15 protein-coding genes and 1 tRNA gene are annotated in these 18,689 nt (G+C 39.5%); 9 read left to right on the top strand and 7 right to left on the bottom strand.

Features of this window, described 5'->3' with window-relative positions:
- Positions 1-21: 21 nt before the first annotated feature.
- Positions 22-2,742, bottom strand: a complete 2,721-nt coding sequence (locus VGT41_05105; protein HEV2601651.1) for an SMC family ATPase — start codon at positions 2,740-2,742, stop codon at positions 22-24.
- A 127-nt stretch (positions 2,743-2,869) separates the two neighbouring features.
- On the opposite strand from VGT41_05105, the gene VGT41_05100 reads away from it, so the two are divergent.
- Both VGT41_05100 and VGT41_05095 read left to right on the top strand, forming a co-directional pair.
- On the top strand, positions 2,870-3,214 hold the full coding sequence (locus VGT41_05100; GenBank protein ID HEV2601650.1) for a DUF5674 family protein: 345 nt from the start codon (positions 2,870-2,872) through the stop codon (positions 3,212-3,214).
- On the top strand, positions 3,211-3,537 hold the full coding sequence (locus VGT41_05095; GenBank protein HEV2601649.1) for a hypothetical protein: 327 nt from the start codon (positions 3,211-3,213) through the stop codon (positions 3,535-3,537). Before VGT41_05100 ends, VGT41_05095 begins: the two co-directional genes overlap by 4 nt.
- Positions 3,538-3,542: 5 nt before the next feature.
- Here VGT41_05095 and VGT41_05090 read toward each other — a convergent pair whose 3' ends face one another.
- Genes VGT41_05090 through VGT41_05080 form a run of 3 tightly spaced genes read right to left on the bottom strand, consistent with a single transcriptional unit; the run spans position 3,543 to position 9,826 of the window.
- Complete coding sequence (locus VGT41_05090) at positions 3,543-5,477, bottom strand: hypothetical protein (GenBank protein HEV2601648.1); 1,935 nt, start codon at positions 5,475-5,477, stop codon at positions 3,543-3,545.
- Positions 5,478-5,493: 16 nt separating this feature from the next.
- A complete protein-coding gene (locus VGT41_05085) occupies positions 5,494-7,539 on the bottom strand; it encodes a hypothetical protein (GenBank protein HEV2601647.1) in 2,046 nt (681 codons plus the stop codon).
- A 40-nt stretch (positions 7,540-7,579) separates the two neighbouring features.
- Positions 7,580-9,826 carry a hypothetical protein gene (locus VGT41_05080; GenBank protein ID HEV2601646.1) on the bottom strand — a complete coding sequence of 749 codons (2,247 nt, stop codon included), beginning with the start codon at positions 9,824-9,826 and terminating at the stop codon, positions 7,580-7,582.
- Between the two features lie 247 nt (positions 9,827-10,073).
- Between VGT41_05080 and VGT41_05075 the strand changes: the two genes are divergently transcribed.
- From VGT41_05075 to VGT41_05065, 3 genes are read left to right on the top strand one after another with little or no spacing between them, the layout of a single operon-like run.
- Entirely contained in the window at positions 10,074-11,471 is a 1,398-nt protein-coding gene (locus VGT41_05075; protein ID HEV2601645.1) for a phosphomannomutase/phosphoglucomutase, read from the top strand.
- Between the two features lie 33 nt (positions 11,472-11,504).
- Complete coding sequence (locus tag VGT41_05070) at positions 11,505-12,326, top strand: deoxyribonuclease IV (GenBank protein HEV2601644.1); 822 nt, start codon at positions 11,505-11,507, stop codon at positions 12,324-12,326.
- A 20-nt stretch (positions 12,327-12,346) separates the two neighbouring features.
- Positions 12,347-13,354, top strand: a complete 1,008-nt coding sequence (locus VGT41_05065) for a type I glyceraldehyde-3-phosphate dehydrogenase (protein ID HEV2601643.1) — start codon at positions 12,347-12,349, stop codon at positions 13,352-13,354.
- Between the two features lie 224 nt (positions 13,355-13,578).
- Here VGT41_05065 and VGT41_05060 read toward each other — a convergent pair whose 3' ends face one another.
- The 3 genes from VGT41_05060 to VGT41_05050 form a co-directional block, all read right to left on the bottom strand.
- The gene (locus tag VGT41_05060) at positions 13,579-13,878 is read right to left on the bottom strand and encodes a hypothetical protein (protein ID HEV2601642.1); all 300 of its coding nucleotides are present in this window, start codon (positions 13,876-13,878) and stop codon (positions 13,579-13,581) included.
- A gap of 11 nt (positions 13,879-13,889) precedes the next feature.
- The gene (locus tag VGT41_05055; GenBank protein ID HEV2601641.1) at positions 13,890-14,642 is read right to left on the bottom strand and encodes a carbonic anhydrase; all 753 of its coding nucleotides are present in this window, start codon (positions 14,640-14,642) and stop codon (positions 13,890-13,892) included.
- Between the two features lie 160 nt (positions 14,643-14,802).
- On the bottom strand, positions 14,803-15,408 hold the full coding sequence (locus VGT41_05050; GenBank protein ID HEV2601640.1) for a carbonic anhydrase: 606 nt from the start codon (positions 15,406-15,408) through the stop codon (positions 14,803-14,805).
- Between the two features lie 194 nt (positions 15,409-15,602).
- Here VGT41_05050 and VGT41_05045 point away from each other — a divergent pair.
- The 4 genes from VGT41_05045 to VGT41_05030 all read left to right on the top strand — a co-directional run bounded on the left by VGT41_05045 (position 15,603) and on the right by VGT41_05030 (position 18,481).
- A tRNA-Ile gene (locus tag VGT41_05045) sits at positions 15,603-15,679 on the top strand.
- A 54-nt stretch (positions 15,680-15,733) separates the two neighbouring features.
- Complete coding sequence (locus VGT41_05040) at positions 15,734-16,477, top strand: hypothetical protein (GenBank protein HEV2601639.1); 744 nt, start codon at positions 15,734-15,736, stop codon at positions 16,475-16,477.
- Between the two features lie 5 nt (positions 16,478-16,482).
- The gene (locus tag VGT41_05035; protein ID HEV2601638.1) at positions 16,483-16,995 is read left to right on the top strand and encodes a ribonuclease HI family protein; all 513 of its coding nucleotides are present in this window, start codon (positions 16,483-16,485) and stop codon (positions 16,993-16,995) included.
- Positions 16,928-18,481, top strand: a complete 1,554-nt coding sequence (locus VGT41_05030; protein ID HEV2601637.1) for a SpoIID/LytB domain-containing protein — start codon at positions 16,928-16,930, stop codon at positions 18,479-18,481. Before VGT41_05035 ends, VGT41_05030 begins: the two co-directional genes overlap by 68 nt.
- Positions 18,482-18,689: the final 208 nt, after the last annotated feature.

Below are 18,689 nucleotides of genomic sequence, written 5' to 3'. Positions count from 1 at the left end.
TTGTTGATTTCCGATTGTACTTTACCCCTGTTCCATCACAGAGACAAGGCTACCCTGTGCAGTTTTTTCTACCAAAAAGTGAACGGGGAATTGATCTTTCATGCTGGCAAGGTGAGATACAATGATGATTTTTGAAAAATCGTCTTGTATTTTGTAGAGCGCTTCCATGATGTTATTGAGTCCTTCTTCATCTTGTGAACCAAACCCTTCATCGATAATGAGCGTTTGTAGCGAAGTGCCGGCTCTTCGCGCAAGGAGTTTTGAAATTGCAATGCGCAGAGAAAAATCGATACGAAATGCTTCCCCGCCAGAGAATAGCTCATAAGGGCGTATGCCGATTGCATCAGATATTTTGATATCAAGTGTTTCTCTGGTGCCGCCACTTTTTAAATCACGGACAGATTCAATAATAATATGAGATTGATTATTCGTAAGGCGTCCTAATAATTGATTTGCTTCCTCTTCTATTTCCGGGATGGCTTCTTCTATTAATAATGCCTGAATACCATCTTTTCCAATTGCTGTGGCAATTGTGTAATAATCATCTATGGTGGCGGTAAGCGTTTGTATATCAGTCTGCTCTTGATGAGATTCTGATTCTAGCTGTTCTAGTTTGTTTTTTTGATTGAGTAGGCTTCCTTTTTCCTGCAAAATAACTTCTTTTTGATGCAAAAGATTTTTTTGTTGATTCGCGATGGTTGTTGCAGCTTGTGCAATTGCATGTACTTGGGCAGTAAGATTATGAAATTGTTGTAGCGTATGATGCAATGAGGTTATTTCTTTTTTAATTGATTTTAGGGATGCGCATACTGTGGTAATTGTTATTGCTCTTTGCTGCTGGAGCGGTTTTTGCTCAGCTATTTGTGCATACTGTGCCAAGGCATGTTCAATCTCTTTGAGAGCCATTTGGACTTGCTTATGCTCAGAATCTTTGTATTCAATGGTAGCATACTCTTTTTCTAAAGCAGTAATGCGCTGGGATGTTACTTTAATAAGGGCATCATGTTCTAAGTTGTGTAACGCCATTTGTTTGATTGTTTCATATTCGGCTTGTGCCGTAGTAATACGATGCATTATGACTATTTTGTGTTGAGCATGCGTTGTTAACTGCTCTTTTTTGGCAGTAATCGTTCCGGCGAGAGCTATCATTGTTTTATTAAGTTCTTCTTGTTTGGTAACAGAGCGATGATATTCTTCAGTCTGCTTTTTTATTTGCTCAATATGCGTATGTTGCTCAACAAGAAGCTTTTTAAGTCGTGCAATTACGTGTGTTAGGCGCGTTAAGCGATGCGTTAAAAATGTTTCTGTCGTACAAAAAGTGTCATTCAAAAATCGTTTGCGCGATGCGGATAAATTTTGTTCGCACAATGGACAACTTGGGTTGTCTTTATCATGTACCATCTTTTGTTTCTGTTTTAGTTGAGCGAGCTCTTGTTGTATATAGTTGCCTTGAGTAATAAATGATTGGTACGCCTCACGCCTTTTTTCAAACTGTTTTTTTATGCGTTCACTATGTGGAGTTTGTGCTCGGTAGCCTTTAATAGCACTATCAAGCATCGTGTGTTCATGTTCTAGGGTAGTTCTCTGTTTCTCATGTTCTTGGTAGCTAATATCAGTTTCGTGAATCAACGTTGCATGATTCTTTTGTTCAAACAGGAGCTGTTCAATGGCTAATTTTTTTGTTTGTACATGGGTTGCATGGTGTGCAGTAAGCTCATTTTTTTGCTGATTGTGCTGTTGCGTAAGGGTAAGTATTTGTGATTGTATGGTCAGGCTCTTATGAAACTGTTCTTGATAGAGCTGTATTTGATTAATGGCTGCTTTCTGTTTCTGTTCAAGCAGTTCTTTGCCTGCAATAGAAAGGAGCTGTTTATGCGCTGTCTTCCATAGTTTTCGTGTTTCCACTAGGTGAGCGATGAGTTCTGACTGTTTTTTAAGAAGGCTGTCATGTTGATATGATACAAGCATGAACTGTTGCTCTTGCTCGGCTATATTTTTTTGTTTTTGAGCAATTTCTTTTTGTTGGGCGCTCAGTTGTTGTTCTTGCGTCATGATAGTCTGTAATGCCAGTTCTTGCTCATGCAGCTTGTGCATCAGATCTGTCTTTTTAGCAAGTTCCTGTTCTCGTTTTTCTTGTAAGGTAATTTTTATTGTTTTTTCATTATTGAGCACCTTCATTTTTTCATGAGCGAGTGTGCGTAATGATTCGTAACGGTTGAGGCCTAAAATAGTTGCAAGAATTTTTTTTCGATCTTTTGCTGATTTTTTTGAAAACTCGTTTGCTTGTCCTTGCCGGAGAAACGCTGAATTAACAAACGATTCCATATCAAGGTTCAGCATTTGTTCGATTTTTTCTTGCGTTCGTTTGCTGGTTTTATCGGTTAGTGCAATAAAACTGTTGGTGTCAGCATCGATAATGCCAAAATCGACATTGGTAATTGTCTTACCATATGATTTAATAAATTCTCGTCGCACGCGGTATGTCTGCTCATTAAATATAAAATCGAGAACAACAAACATCTGTGCTTGTCCCAGATGAACCAGACTTTCATCTGCTTTTGCTACACCAAACGGTTTGCGCGCTTGTCCCCAAAGCGCCCAGGTGATCGCATCTAAAAGCGCTGATTTCCCATGCCCATTTTTACCCGATAAACAGATGAGTGGGTACGCAGAGAAATCAACAGTTTGGATTTCAGGACCATAGCTAAGAAAGTTTTTTATTTGTAGTTTCAGAGGGATCATGTAGAGCCTTATAATCGGTCTTGAGATATGAGAGATCGCTTGTTATAATTGATCGCATAGTGTTGAAAACATGTCATTAAATATAGTGTAAATTTCGTGTCTATGCAATTTCACAAGGAACGGCAATATGGTCTTAGTGGATAAAAAGATTTCAGTTCAAGAGCTGGCAAAAATGTCAGGAAAAATGTTTGAGAGGTTGGTGAAAGCAGTCGTTGACATTGAACGTGGAATTATGGTGGTTGATGCAGACTATCATTCTGAAGAAGAATGTTTTTTGCTTGAACATGGATCTCGGCAAGAACATCTTTGGGGTATCAACATTCACCCGAGCAAAATTGGGCATGAAGCATTTATTGAATTTGATTCAATGATTAATATACGTCCAGTTCAGGGAAATAGAGGGCGGGGTGTGTATAATTCTGAAATTCAGGAAAAAATAAAAAATATTGTAAATACATTGGTGGTAATATGATAATACCAGAGCGATGGTTTAAATTTTCAATGCTTGAACAAATGGCCAACATTGGGTGTGACATAGATCGTGCAATCCGTTGGCGCAATAAGGGTGAGTGTGAAGTGAGCGTAGGAGTATTTGAACGGGCGCTTGAAATGCTCGATCTGACTATTGCCGATCCTAAAAATAAGGGAGGACGATTGCGAGAACTTACTCGTCTGCGTGAATTTCTCAAAGATTACTTTCTTTGCGGCAATCAATATCAAGTTTTGGATGACACCTTTTTGTATAACTATTTTATGGATTTTAGCTATGCTGCGGCATTGCAACGAGGAAGATAGGACCCTCACTTTCCATTTGCTTCCTGTTTGCCCAGCTGAAATTCAGTTTCTATAAGTTTTCTGATGGTATCTATTTGTTCTTGAGAAAGTGTATCGGCCGTTTCGATTTGGTTGATATATCCTTGCACTGCATGTATACGTTCTATAGGAAACTCTTTAATACGCTTTGCTTGATCGAGGAGGCGGTGGGCCTGTGTAATCAATGCTTCTATAATTCGTGCATGCGCTGCGATTGCAGGTACAGGTTTGGCTCTCCATATACGCGTGATATCTTCTGTGGTTTTGTGCGAGCGTGCTGTTGTGACAATGAATTGCATATCAGGGCTGATGAAAGCAGATAATATACCTCCATCTGGATCTCGCAAGGTATGTAATAGTTGTCCAGTGTTAGCATCCCATATACGCGCTTTATAGTCCCGACCGTTTGTGATAATGAGTTCGTTATTAGAACTGATGGCTACGGAATATATGTCGTCATCATGACCTATAAGTTCGTGCATTAATGCTCCATTGTTAGTGTCCCACACGCGTACAATTCCAGCATCATTAGATCCTATTGCAATAAATTGATTGTTTGGACTGATGGCAATTGAAGTTATTGGACCTGAGTATCGTTCATTAAGTTGACGTATTAGATCGCCAGTATGAGCATCCCATATATGTGTAAGTCCTTCATCCGATCCTGTTGCAATGAATTTATTATTTGAGCTTATAGCTACCCTATATATACGGTGATTACCTTCTAGGGTAGGAATATATAATCCGGTATCTGCATCGATCATAACTGTTCCTGTTGAAGGATCCCATACGCGTGCCATGCCATCATAAGATCCTGTAACAATGAACATATTATCTGGGCTTATAGCGACAGAAGTTATTGCTCTTGTATGGCCCGTGAGTATATGGCGTAATGTTCCATCAGCAGTGTTCCATACACGTGCAGTGTTGTCTGATGAGCCTGTTACAATGAATTGATTATCATTACTGAAGGCAATGTCCCTTATTGTATTTGTGTGACCAATAAGGTTGTACTTGAATGTTCCTGTATTGCCATCCCATACATCTGCAGTATTGCCAGATACTATTGCAATTAAGTTATTTTTGCTAATAATTATTTTGCCGATTGTTTTATGCTCGATAGGCTCATGGAGAATTTTGCCTGTGCTGGAATCTCGTATATATACCAGGCCATAACTAGTTATTGTAACAATGAAGGTGCTATCGGGACTGATTGCGCCCATCGATTCACCATCGCCTTCAATAATTACCGAATTGATGAGCCCCGCTGAATTTGTTTCAAAAACTCTTATTGGCTGTGCCATTGCTTCTATTCGGTTTCCTAATACATTGGGGAGGTGTCCTATAATTGCTTGCTCTTTATATTTTATGGGACGCTCGCCGCGTCGTTCTCGTGCTGCCTTATCTTCTTGACGTACTTTTTCAAGCATCTCTAGATGTCTTTGATAGAGCTGTCTGTCTTCTTCTTGTTCTTGTGGGCTTCTTGCTTTCCGCGCCTTTGCTCTTTGCGGTGTATGAGATTCTGCTATTTCTTTGGTCTCTTCTTGTGGTGCTCCGGCTTCTTGTAATGATGCAGCGATAGCAGCGTCTAGCTCCTCCTCATAAGGCTCATCAAGGCCAACTATTCCTGGTTCTGCTTGGGCTGCAGCGGCAGCACCTTCTTCTTGTTGTCTGCGGCCTAATTTTTTTGCTCTGTTAGCTTTAATTTGTTGTTCGGTCTTTTTCTGAAATTTTGCAAGTCTCTCTTCTCGTATTTGATGTGCACGGACTTCTTCAGGATCCTGCAGGGATAGTTCAATGGCCGCTCGGGTATCTTTTTGCTCTTCTTCCTGAGCTGCCACATCCCTAGCTGCAGCAGCGGGGTATAACTGATTGGTGGCCAGGGTAAGGCCGAGTAATAGATATTTTATTGTATTTTTCATAATTACCTCTCCATTTTTATTGGTCTTGCCGTGCTTCTTTTTCTTTCGCTTCTCGTTCTCCTAGTTCAAATTCTTTTTTGATAAGCCTCAGGATATCTTGAGCGTGCGCTGTGGTCATGGATGGTGTTGTTTCTAATGCATTAATATGCTCTTGTATTGCTCGTAAATACCCTGCTAGGAAAAACTTGATCCGCTTAGCTTGATTTAAAAGATAGACAGCTTGCGTAATTGTTTCTTTGATAATAGGAACGCGTATATGCTCTGCCTTGCCTGCATTAAATGTTGTAATAATAGTATTGTTGATTGTAGAGATAGATGCTTTGATGTTAGGGTCATTCTGTTGTAGTGTTTTCAACGATTCAATGAGGTCTTGTAAGTTTTGGATTAAATCTTTAGGGAAGTAGCGCATGCCTTGCGCTTGAGTTATTAGTTTTTGTGTTTCACCAATAAGATTGTCCCTGCGAGCGGGTAATGCAATTGATGGATATGGTTTTATTCTCCATATTCGCATGATGCCATCCCAAGATGTTGTAACAATGAATTGGTTGTTGGGGCTAATCGCTACCAAATTGATTTTCTTGCCCGTTAGTGTACGCAACAGTTCGCCTGTGGCCGCATCTAATATTTGTGCGGTGCCATCAGACAACGCAATTATAATGAATTTGCTATTTAAACTGATCGCAGGGCGTAGTGAAGCAGCCTTATGGATAGTGTATTTCAGTGTTCCGTTGGCGATATCCCATACGTTTGTTGTATAATCGCCTAATGAAGTTATTATAAGCAGTTTGCCATTAGGACTAACTATGACGCTATCAACTTCCGTATCGCCATCAGCGGGATCATGCGTGTGTGTTAATGTATGCAATAATTTCCCTGTGCTGATGTCCCATACATATGTATTCTCGTCTCGAGATCCAGCAACCGCAATTGTATCGGTGATGGCTACTGCGTCAATAACTCTTCCCTCCAGAGGGCCTTCAAGGGTATCTAGATATTCTCCGGTAGTAGGACTTATAGGAAGACTTCCTGTAACTGCGTTTCTTATGAGTACCGTACCATCTTCGCATCCAGCCAGAACAATGTTGTTGTTATTAATAGCTACCGATTGCACAGGTGCTGGGGCATTAATGGTATGTAAAGGTAGTAGGCCAGGATTATTAATATCCCATATTTGTATGGCGTTGCTTGCTGATCCAGTTACGATAAATTGAGCATTGATGGCTACAGATCGGAGGAATCTTCTATGGCCGTCAAGTCTATGGATTAATTCGCCGGTAGTTGCATCCCAGATGCGCGCAATCCCCGTTGTAGCGCTTGTTATAATGTATCGACTGTCTAAAGTAAACGTTATAGCAGTCACATTATATGCACGATCAGGATCTCTTAATGTATGAAGTAGTGTACCAGTGGAGGCATCGTAGATAAGTACTAGGATGCCATATTTGATTGCGATTAGTTTATTGTTAGGACTTATCGTGAGCATTTGGTAGGTGTCAGTAAAGCGGTCAGAATATTGTAAGGTAATAATTTGCGGTTGTATTTGGGCGTTCTTTTCAAAAATTGTTGCCGGTTGCGCCATGGTTCCTATGAGTTCATCTACCCCTGGAGCTAATGTAAGTGCTGCGCGTAAGCCTTCATCGCGATATGTTTTGTTTTTTGGTTGGTAATGGATCGCCTCTTTTTCCTCTTCCTCTTTAGTTTCTTCTTGCGCTGCTGCGGCTAATGATTGCTCTTGTAATGATTCGGCAATAGCAGCATTTAGTTCTTCATCCGGTTGATCAAGACCTATTGTTGGTTGAGCAGCAGCGTTTTCTTCTTGCGCTTGTTGTCTTAATTTTTTATCTCGATCAGCTTTAATTTGTTGTTCTGTTTTTCGTTGAAACTCTTCAAGTTCTCGGTCGCGTTTTGCCTGTGCACGGATTTCTTCTGGATCTTGTAAAGATGCGCGGATTGCTTCTTGGGTTTGTTTTTGTTCTTCCTCATCTCCAGCTGCAGCGGCTGGGTATAGTTGATTGGTTGCCAGGGTAAGGCCGAGTACTAGGTATGTGATTATATTCTTCATAATTACATCTCCATTTGTTATTGGATTTATCTTTTTTATCTTATCGATCTTGCCGATCTTCTTTTTCTTTTGCATCCTGTTTGCCCAGTTCAAATTCTTTTTTGATAAGCCTCAGGATATCTTGAGCGTGCGCTGTGGTCATAGATGGTGTTGTTTCTAATGCATTAATATGCTCTTGTATTGCTCGTAAATGCCCTGCTGGGAACAATTTGATCCGCTTGGCTTGATTTAAAAAATGGACAGCTTGCGTAATTGTTTCTTTGATAATCGGAACGCGTATATGCTCTGCCTTGCCTGCATTAAATGTTGTAATAATAGTATTGTTGATTGTAGAGATAGATGCTTTGATGTTATGGTCATTCTGCTTTATATTATTCAACAACTCAATTTGGTCTTGTAACTTTTGGATTAAATCTTTAGGGAAGTAGCGCATGTTTTGTGCTTGAGTTATTAATCTTTGTGTTTCAGCAATAAGCTTATCCCTGCGAGTTTGTTGAGCTGCCTCCTGTTCTGCTTCTTCTTTTCCTAGTTCAAATTCAGTTTTAATCACGCGGCTAACTGCATTAATGTTTTGTTCATAGTGCATTGACGGTGCGGTTTCTAGTTGATGTATATATCCTTGTATTGCTTCTAAACGTTCTGCTGGAAAATGTTTTATCTGTTTTGCTTGGTTGAGCAGTTGATTAGCTTGCGGAATAAACGATTCTATAGTTCGTGCATGTGCAGCAATCGCGGGTACCGGTTTTGCTCTCCAGATGCGTATAATACTATTTGCGTGAGTGGTCATTGCAGATGATGACGTGACAATGAATTGCATATTTGGACTGATATCAATAGATCTTATTCTTCTATTAGGGTCTGTGAAGGTATGTAATAATTGTCCAGTATTCGCATCCCATACATGTGCAGTATTTTTCGAAGATGTTGCAGCAATGAGCTGGTTATTAGAGCTGATAGTGGCAGAGGAGTCAATGTCTCGAAGTCGGTATATTAATTTTCCATCATGGGCATTCAATACGCACGCAGTTTCATCAAAAATGGATGTTGCTAGAATGAATTGATTATTTTTGCTGATGGCGATAGAAGTTATTAGGTTTGGGCCTACAAGTCCGTTAGTTCTATGTAATAATTCTCCAGTATGAGCATTCCATATATGTACTGAGTCTTCACTTCCCGTTGCAATGAATTTGTTATCTGAGCTGATAGCTACGTCACCTATTGCGGGACCATTTTCTAAGGTAGGGAGATAGAATCCGGTATCTGCATTGCTTAAAATTGTCCCTGTAATAGGATCCCATATGTGCGCCGTTCCATCGTTAGATTGTGTAACAATGAACATATTATTTTGACTAATAACTACAGAATTTATGTATTCTGTGTGGCCGCTAAGTGTATGCCGTAATGCTCCATCGGTGGCATTCCATATGCGTGCAGTATAGTCTGTTGAACCAGTTACGATGAATTGATTATCGCTGCTGAAGGCGAGTGTTGTTATCATGCCCGTATGCCCGCCGAGACGGTATTTGAATGTTCTCGTGTTGCCATCCCATATCTCTGCAGTATTGTCAGATACTATTGCGATTAAGTTATTTTTGCTAATAAAAATTTCAGCACTGTTGTCATAGGGTATAGGGTTATATAGAATTTTGCCTGTAGTGGAATTTCGTACATATATATATTTATTAGCTTTTGTAACAATGAGTGTGCTATCAGGGCTGATTTTAGGGGAATCCTCATCATTGCCTTCAATAATTACCGAATTGATGAGCCCCGCTGAATTTGTTTCAAAAACTCTTGTTGGCTGTGCCATTGCTTCTATTTGCTCTCCTAATACATTGGGAAGGCGTCCTACAATTTCTCTTATTTTTCGTCTTTTATAAGGCTTATAGATTTTTAGTTCTTTTTCCTCTTCTTCTTTAGTTTCTTCTTGCGCTGACGCAGATGGTTGTTCTTGTAATGATGCGGCAATAGCAGCATCTAGTTCTTCATCTGGTTGACCAAGGCCTGCTATTGGTTGAGCAGCAGCTTCTTGAGCCTGTCTGCCACGTTTTTTTTCTCGCTCAGCTTTTAGTCGGATTTCTTCTTTTTTGCGAAATTCAGCAAGTTCCCGTTCTCGTTTTGCCTGCGCACGGATTTCTTCTGGGGTTTTCAGCGACAGTGCAATGGCCGCTCGGGTATCTTTTTGTTCTTCTTCCTGAGCAGCCACATCTTCTGCTGCAGCAGCGGGGTATAACTGATTGGTTGCCAGGGTAAGACCGAGTACTAGGTATTTGATTATATTCTTCATAATACATCTCCATTTGTTATTGGATTTCTCTTTGGTTTAAAAATACCATTTTGTCTAGGCGTAAATCAATGGATTGTTTCAATGTGAATGATTTTAGGGGTGCTAGGCATGCGATAGAGAGGGTTTTTCAGTAGCTTGCCCTAAAGATAGAGGTATATCTTTTGTCTATACGCCTTTTTTACGGTACGCTACAGGTTACTTTATTTTATGACATGAGCATTTTTGACTGAAAATTAAAGGAAATAAGATGAATGATGTGATATTTCGTCAATATGATATTCGAGGAAAAGTAGGGATAGACCTCTTGATTGATCAGGTATACGCCTTTGGGCGGGCGCTGGCGTACTATTTTTTGCAGAAAAATCCGCAGATAAAAACGGTTGTGGTCGGGATGGATGGTCGAGTGCATTCGGCGGCGTTGCAGGAGCAGTTAACAGCAGGATTGATTGATAGTGGTCTGAATGTACTTTTTATAGGTACGTGTCCTTCACCGGTTATGTATTTTGCAGTATATAATTATGATGTGCAGGCGGGGGTAATGATAACCGCCTCACATAATGGTAAAGAATACAACGGGTTTAAAATAAAATTAGGTACAGAATCGGTTTGTGGCGATCAGATTCAAGAAATTAAACAGTTATTTAAAGCACAAAAAGAAGTTGCTGCTCAACAAAAAGGATCGATAACAAGAGAGCCAGTTGTTGAGGCATATATTGATTGGTTGGCAGATCATTTTGCATCGTTACGAAGCATGCAATTATCAGTTGTTGTTGATTGCGGTAATGGTGCAGCAGGGACTGTGCTGCCACAATTAGTGCAACGTATGGATTGGCCAAATGTGCAGCTTTTGTATCCAGAGGTTGATGGCACCTATCCGCATCATGATGCAAACCCGATAGAAGAAAAAAATATGGCCGATGTAAAACAGATATTGGCTACGACAGACATTAAGCTAGGGGTTGGTCTTGACGGTGATGCAGATCGTATGGCGGCTATGACCAAAGAGGGATATCTTATTCCGGGGGATAAGCTATTAGGTATTTTGAGTAAGCCGATTGTTGATCATCATAAAGGGACTGCTATTGTTTTTGATAGCACCTGTTCCGGTGCACTTGCAGAGTTACTTGCGCAATGGGGAGCGCGTCCGATTATGTCACCAACTGGTTCATCATATATCAAACAGTACATGAAAAAATCAGGCGCATTATTTGGCGGAGAGGTGAGTTGTCACTTTTTCTTTGCGGATCGGTATTTTGGCTATGACGATGGCATTTACGCGATGATGCGGTTATTTGAAATTGTTATCGAGTCTCCTTCATTAACGGCAAAGCTTGTAGAATTTCCCGTTAAATATGGATCTGGCAATATTCGTATTGCCTGTCCTGATGAAAGCAAGGAGTTTGTTGTCTCCGCATTAAAGCAGTATTTTCAAGCAGATCCGGATGTGACAATCAATTGTTTAGATGGTATACGTGTTTTATGGCAAGGTGGTTGGGGATTGGTGCGGGCTTCCAATACAGAGCCAAAATTATCAGTACGTTTTGAAGCAAATTCGCAACAAGAGTTGCATGATATTAGACAGCGTTTTATACAGGCACTCAGTGGTTATTTTGATCGCACTGTGCTTGAAAAAGATCTGTTGTAATTTTGTAAAGATGAGTTAAAAAAAGGGATGTTGGTGAAGGATGTTGGAATACATGTACGTCTTAATGGATCTTTATTATCTGCATTAGAACGGATAGTAATAGCCGGAATGCCATTTTTTCAATGCTTTCTTGTGTCACATAAATCAAACGATATGATTCATGTAACAGAACAAGAAAAAAAAGATTTTTTAGTTATGCGGCGGGCATGGGCAGGTAATATTTATTTACATGCTTCGTATTGGATTAATTTGGCCGGTGTGCAATACACGGGCCATCGTGCATTATATCGTGAACTACGCTTAGCCCGCTCATTAGAATTTACGCATATTGTGGCACATTCCGGATCGGCAAAAGGCGCAGCACACAAATCTGATGGTATTGACGCCCTTGCGCGTGCGGTGAATGAGTTTCTTACTTATGAATCATCGCTTTCATTGGTGCTTGAAAATACGGCACATGGTGGCATGGCGGTAGGAGGCGATTTTAATGATTTTAAGGCAATGCTTGAATTGGTAGATAAGCCAGAACGGGTGTCATTTTGTGTCGATACGGCGCATGCGCATTCATATGGATATAATTTGATAGGGCAAGAAAATCGGCAGCAATTTATAGATGTTTTAGAAAAAACCATTGGTATAGATGCAATTGGCTTGATTCATTTGAATGATACAGCAGAAAAATTGGGTTCAAAAATTGATCGGCATGAGGTATTAGGTGAAGGAGTTCTCGGCATGCAAGCATTGAAAGAGTTTGTATTGGATGAGCGGTTAGCACAGATTCCTATTTTGCTGGAATTGCCGGTGGTGTCATCAGAGCAAGAGTTAGCGACGGTGGAGATAGTGCGTAGTTGGTAGATATAAAAAAAGGACGAGCAATGATACGAGTAGCGATTAATGGGTTTGGAAGAATTGGAAGAAATTTTTTACGTAGTTGCTTGCAAGATGCAGATGCAATGCAACGGATGGTTGTAGTTGCTATTAATATTGGTTCTGCACAAAAAGATGCCGTTGCGCATATGTTTAAATATGACACATTGATGGGGATCTATCCAGGCACTGTGGCCGTGCAAGGAGATCTGTTAGAAGTTGATGGATATCGTATTGCTTTGGTGGCTGAGCGCGATCCTGAACAGATTGCCTGGGGAAAAATGAATATTGATTGGGTTGCTGAATGTTCCGGTCATTTTACCAAACGGGAAGGTGCGATTAAGCATATACAAGCAGGTGCAAAAAAAGTGCTTATTTCTGCACCCGCGCATGGAGAAGATATTGCGATTATTCCCGGTGTGAATGATGCGCAGTACAACGCTGCATCCCATGCAATTGTTTCTTTGGGCAGTTGTACCACAAATGCGTGGCTGCCGATGTTAAAAGTTATTCATGATGCATTCACCATTGAACGCAGTTTTATGACAACAGTGCATGCGTACACTAATACGCAAGTACTTCTTGATGTTGAATCAGATGATTTGCGACGTTCGCGTGCGGCAGCATGCAACATTATTCCAACATCAACAGGCGCTTCACAGATGATTAGCAAGGTGTTACCAGAGCTAGCAGGTCTTACGGAAGCAGTTTCATTGCGAGTGCCAGTGGCAAAAGTTTCGTTAATTGACTTGGTTTTTATTACTAAAAAATCGATGACAGTTGACGCAATTAATGATGTATTTCAGCGAGCAAGTGAAGGTCCTATGAAAGGCATTATGGGTGTTACGCAAGAGCCATTGGTTTCTAGTGATTTCAGTGGTGATGCTCGATCAGTTATTATCGATAGTTTGCTGACAATCACCTGTGGAGATACAATGGGCAAAGCGTTTGGTTGGTATGATAATGAATGGGGATATAGCTGTCGGATGAAGGATTTTTTAGTAAAGAATGGGTAGGGAGGTCTCTATTCAATAAACTGATACATTGTTTGATTCTTTTCTCCTTTTTTCATTAAAATACCTGCTTGAACTCCGGTTATGAGATCTCGGCTTGCAGTGGCTGTGGAGATGTTTTTGTGAAAGCGTAGATATTCTTTTTTGCTAAACCAGTTATTGTTCCAGCTGGGTTTGAAGAGTAATAGTCTTGATTTAGAGTCTCGTATTGGAGAAGTGAACGATGTCTATGAGTTCAGCATGGTTAAGTAGAGCTCTATGGGTAATGCAGAGTGTGTAGTTTTATCATTCTGTGTTGCAAGTTCTGTGTTTCTTTGCATTAACAATAATAATTGTTCTTGTAATTTTTGTAAGTCGTCGCAAACAATGAATATTATTGTTGGTTTTTGATTTTCTTCTGAAGTATTTTGGTCGATAATTTTGTTTTCAGGAGTATATATTTCTTTTGTATGTTGAGAAATTTGCGATTGAGTTGGGCATGATGAGATCATTAGTGTAAATATTAGTTGTTGTATCAAGAGTTTCATTCTATGAGACCCTAACCAAGCGGCTCATATTGCTTTGTTTTATCGGAATAGGTAAAAATTTGCCCCGTTTTGATATCAAAGAACCAGATATGAATATGGAGTAAGTTTTGTTTTACTCTTTCTGCAATCCAAGGAAACGTCATGCAATTTTTGTATGATTGTTGTAGTGCTTTTTTTGTGTACTCATCAGTGCTATGTATATGCTTTGTATCCAGTTTGACCACTGATACCCAGTTGGTTATAAAATCATCATTCTTTGTTCTATTGTCAGATTCAAATAGTGTTTGCATGCCAGCACATTGGCTATGGCCAAGAATAATAAGATGGGGAATGTGTAAATAGTTGATGCCGAATTCCAACGCGGCGCTGGTTCCGTGATAGGTGCCATCTTTTTCATAAGGAGGGACAATATTTGCAACATTTCGCACAACAAATAGTTCTCCTGGATCACATTGTAAAATTACTGCAGGATCGACCCGTGAATCGCTGCAAGCAATAATCATGAGGTGAGGTTTTTGTCCTTCTCGTGACAGATCTTGCATAACAGTTTTGTCGCCAAGAGCATATTTTTTTCTAAATGTTTGATACCCGTTAAGAGCCTTTTGAAAATATTCGTCTCCAATAGCAGTAGGATTTGCCGGCAGAGGTGTAAAAGTAGCATCTTTAATTTGGGTGTACCTTGTTTTTTGTAAAGGGGTTGCTGATTGTATTAGGGAAGGGGTTAGTATAAGACTTAGTAGCAACCCTGGTATTGAAATTTTCATAGGAGAGCCTTTTTTTATACAATTGTATCTATGTGCGCAATTACAATACCAGATTCAAAAATGAGAATTCAAGAATTATTGTTTAGTGAAAAAAGATCATTGCAATTGTATACAACGCTAAGGAGGTTATGGATTCTTTGCAATGATAGTTGTGTAAGATTTAATCAAGCGGTGTGTATTGACCAGTTTCATCAGAATAGGTAAAAATTTGTCCTTGCTCTATATCAAAGAACCAAACATGCACAGCGAGCTGCTTTTGAGTAACTCTTTCTGCAATCCAAGGGAACTCCATACAGTTTTCATATGAGCTTTGCAGGGCCAATTTTGCGCAATCATCGGGAGTATGGGCATGACGCATATCTGTTTTAATGAGTGAGACCCAGCTGGTTATAAAATCATTTTGCTTGAGGTTATCATTATGTATTAGGGTTTGAATGCCGCCGCATTGACTATGGCCAAGTATAATAAGATCTTTGATATTGAGATAACAAATGCCGAATTCTAATGCTGCGCTAGTGCCATGATGTTGGCCGTCTTTTTCATACGGAGGCACGATATTGGCTACGTTACGTACCACAAAAAGATCTCCTGGGTCGCATTGTAAGATGAGCGCGGGATCCACTCGAGAATCGCAACAGGCAATAAACATGATTTGAGGTTTTTGACCTTCGCGAGAAAGGTCTTGCATAACAGTTTTATCTCCAAGAACGTATTTTGTTCTAAAGAGTTGGTATCCGTCGAGTGCTTTTTTAAAAGATTTGTCCATATACATGATCCCTGTAACTATGTCCCTATCACAAAAAGTATACTATACTTTTTTGTAAAACCGGAGCTTTTTCCCGCGAATTATTACGGGAACTTTGTATATTAGAAAAAGATGATATTTCTACTTCACAACGGTCGTAAATTCCTCTAATCTAGAGCAGTACAGATTTTGTGTCTGTATTTTGTGATGTTCGCGGGCCCATAGCTCAGTTGGTTAGAGCAGTCGGCTCATAACCGAAAGGTCCCAGGTTCAAGTCCTGGTGGGCCCACCATCATATATGTCATGAAAAGAAGCCGCAAACGTTTAACTTTTGTAGGAGGATTTTATGATGGACGGAACACCATTTCAAACATTTATAGCGCTGATCGACTTTGATCAAACGATTTCTGGTTTGGAAGATCGATTAAAGCAGTCTCAACGAGAACTATTTTCATTACAAGACCAAGAGCAAGAGTTACGCAAGAGCCAAGATATTGTGGCTAATGCGGTTTATGACGCTCAAAAGGCGGTTGACCTTAAAGAGCTTGATATGCTCGATCTTGATCAAGCAATGCAGAAAAAAAAGCAGCAATTAGAGTCTGCAGCATCAACTAAAGAATATCAATCGTTGAAGTTGGAAATAGACCGATATCAATTGCGAGAGAATTCTCTTGAGCAAGATTTGCTTGCGGCATGGAGGCATCTTGATACAGTAAAAGCAATATATAAAGAAACAAAAGAGACGATGGAGCAAAAAATTAACGCTCTTAATGTGTCGATTGATCAACTATCGAGCCAAATTACTTCATTAGCAGATGCGATAGACGAAAAGTTAGTTGCACGTCCTTCAAAGATACAAAACGTACCTGCAGAATGGTTGGAAAAATATGCGGTGATGCGTTCGAATGTGCCAGATCCTGTTGTGCCTGTGGTGAATGGTAGTTGCAGCGCCTGTTTTTATAATATTATAAACCATGATTTACAGCAGTTGCGGCGAAATAAGTTGTTGCAATGTAAAGATTGTTATAGATTTTTATACCTTAAAGATTCTGATGCACAGAATGATGCATTGCAAGGTTCAAGTACATAAAAGATATGAAACAGCTATTGTTATTTGATTCAGAAAATAATACGGTAAGTAGTGGTGAGCGATCGTATTGGAAAATGTTTATTGATGGTGCTTCGCGTGATAATCCAGGAAAGTCTGGTGCAGGCGTTTATATCGTAAAAAATGATAAAGTTGTTGGTAAATTTGGCTATTATTTAGGAATTAAAACAAATAACCAAGCGGAGTATTTGGCTCTTGTGCTTGGGCTTTTTTATTTAAAAAATAATGTCGCAGTTACAGACTTTGTAATGATTTTTTCCGATTCACAGCTGCTTGTACGTCAGATTCAAGGAATATATAAAATTAAGAATGAGTTGCTAAAACCATTATATGCAGTCGCAAAAAAAATATTGTCATCAATGAAATATGATATTGCGCATATAATGCGAGAAGAAAATAGTAACGCTGATGCACTAGCAAACAAGGGAATACATGAAAAAATCTTGCTCACAGAAGATCAGCTTGCCTTCTTACGTGATCATAATGTCTCGATTGATTAAGTTTTATTTTTTATTATCCATTGCAAGCGGATTGGCTGCCGCTGAAATCATTTCGGTGATACCGCAAGAAAGTGTCCATTCATTATTAAAAATAGAACTGTTTAGTAAAGCTGGTTTTCGTGTAGAGGATATTGGTGTCCATCAAAAACGGGTCACTGTACCATCTACAGCTCTCTTGATCGAACAAGATAATGGCAAATTGGTAGTGAATGGAAAAAAAACCGGTGTTGAATCTTTACATATTATGCCATTAAAAGGAATGATAACGGATAAAGAGGGGCCATATAAAGGGGCGGTAAGAGTACAATATCGTGATGGAGAGTTGGCGGTTATAGGTGAAAAAAAAGTTGCTACACGAGATAAGCACGTTACGAAAAAAATTGAAGATAAAAATGAACAACTTTCTGATTTCTTGCCAATATATACGGTACGGGTATTGCTGCACCAAATGGATGATCTAACGCCAACAGAGTCAGTTTTGTCAGCGAAGGATGGATTGTTATTGTACTGCATTAGTAATGGTGAAAAAAAGTTGTTGCAGCGTGGAACGATCATTTCTTTTAAAAATAATGGGATTGATTTGTTTGTTGAGGGGAAAAAGTATGATGGAGATCAACTCCTTATTGTTCCGCGTAAAGGCTATATAGAACATGCAGGACGCGCCTATGATGGTACGTTTTTAGTGATAAAGCATAATAATAAATGGTTGTTTGTGAATGCATTAGATTTGGAGCAATATCTCTTTTCTGTGCTCAGTACAGAGAGTTGGCCGGGATGGCCCTTGGAAGTTAATAAAGCGTTTGCAATTATGTCGCGCAGTTATGTTATGGCAATGATCGAACGAGCTCGAGTGAGTAAGCAGCCCTATCATGTTAAAAATACCAATGCGCATCAAACATATAGAGGAGTGCATACTAATGCGGTGTTGCAGGTAGCGGTTGATCAAACAAAAGGGGTATTTCTTGCGTATGAAAATAAACCGATTCTTGCTATGTATGATTGTTGTTGTGGTGGGGTGATTCCAGCACAAATACATGATTTTAATTTTTTAAAAGCGCCTTATTTGGCACGCAAATATGCTTGTTTGTATTGTAGTGGTTGTTCGCTGTATCAATGGGAAGCGCAGTATTCATCGCAACAGATGAATGAATGTTTAAGCCCGTTGCATAAATCATTTGGAAAAATAAAACAAATTAAAGTAACCAAAAGAGATGATGCAGGGTTGGTATTACAAGTTCGTATTCGTGGTACAAAAGCTTCTGCGTTTTGTACGGGGAAAAAATTGTATTCGTTATTAAAACAGATAAAGAGTTACAGCTTTTCTATTTCAAAAAAATCTGATTATTTTGTATTAACAGGACGTGGTTATGGGCATCATATTGGAGTGTGCCAGTGGGGGGCGCGTGAAATGGTGCGTCGGGGTAAGGGATATAAAGATATTTTAATGTTTTATTATCCGGGTACCACGTTTATGAGGCTGCGCTAGGTGGTATTAATACTATCAATGTAGATTTTTTGCTTGCTCTTGTTTTTTTTGTCTTGATACAGTAAAAAAATATATCAAGACAAAAAAGGAAGTCTGTCATGAGGGTAGTAAGTAAGAAATTCATTGTTTCTGTTCTATTATTTTTAAACATGTTTTTTTGTATGCAGATAGTTATGGAAGTAATGTAGCACCACTTTCTGATCAAGAC

The organism is Candidatus Babeliales bacterium (assembly GCA_035944115.1).
Classification (GTDB): domain Bacteria; phylum Babelota; class Babeliae; order Babelales; family Vermiphilaceae; genus DASZBJ01.
The sequence above is the reverse complement of the archived record's forward strand: the minus strand, read 5'-3'. Positions and strand labels throughout refer to the sequence as shown.

Coding starts and splice junctions, on each gene's coding strand:
- VGT41_05105 (HEV2601651.1), bottom strand. CDS start 2,742: ATGATCCCTCTGAAACTACAAATAAAAAACTTTCTTAGCTATGGTCCT.
- VGT41_05100 (HEV2601650.1), top strand. CDS start 2,870: ATGGTCTTAGTGGATAAAAAGATTTCAGTTCAAGAGCTGGCAAAAATG.
- VGT41_05095 (HEV2601649.1), top strand. CDS start 3,211: ATGATAATACCAGAGCGATGGTTTAAATTTTCAATGCTTGAACAAATG.
- VGT41_05090 (HEV2601648.1), bottom strand. CDS start 5,477: ATGAAAAATACAATAAAATATCTATTACTCGGCCTTACCCTGGCCACC.
- VGT41_05085 (HEV2601647.1), bottom strand. CDS start 7,539: ATGAAGAATATAATCACATACCTAGTACTCGGCCTTACCCTGGCAACC.
- VGT41_05080 (HEV2601646.1), bottom strand. CDS start 9,826: ATGAAGAATATAATCAAATACCTAGTACTCGGTCTTACCCTGGCAACC.
- VGT41_05075 (HEV2601645.1), top strand. CDS start 10,074: ATGAATGATGTGATATTTCGTCAATATGATATTCGAGGAAAAGTAGGG.
- VGT41_05065 (HEV2601643.1), top strand. CDS start 12,347: ATGATACGAGTAGCGATTAATGGGTTTGGAAGAATTGGAAGAAATTTT.
- VGT41_05060 (HEV2601642.1), bottom strand. CDS start 13,878: ATGAAACTCTTGATACAACAACTAATATTTACACTAATGATCTCATCA.
- VGT41_05055 (HEV2601641.1), bottom strand. CDS start 14,642: ATGAAAATTTCAATACCAGGGTTGCTACTAAGTCTTATACTAACCCCT.
- VGT41_05050 (HEV2601640.1), bottom strand. CDS start 15,408: ATGGACAAATCTTTTAAAAAAGCACTCGACGGATACCAACTCTTTAGA.
- VGT41_05040 (HEV2601639.1), top strand. CDS start 15,734: ATGATGGACGGAACACCATTTCAAACATTTATAGCGCTGATCGACTTT.
- VGT41_05035 (HEV2601638.1), top strand. CDS start 16,483: ATGAAACAGCTATTGTTATTTGATTCAGAAAATAATACGGTAAGTAGT.
- VGT41_05030 (HEV2601637.1), top strand. CDS start 16,928: ATGAAAAAATCTTGCTCACAGAAGATCAGCTTGCCTTCTTACGTGATC.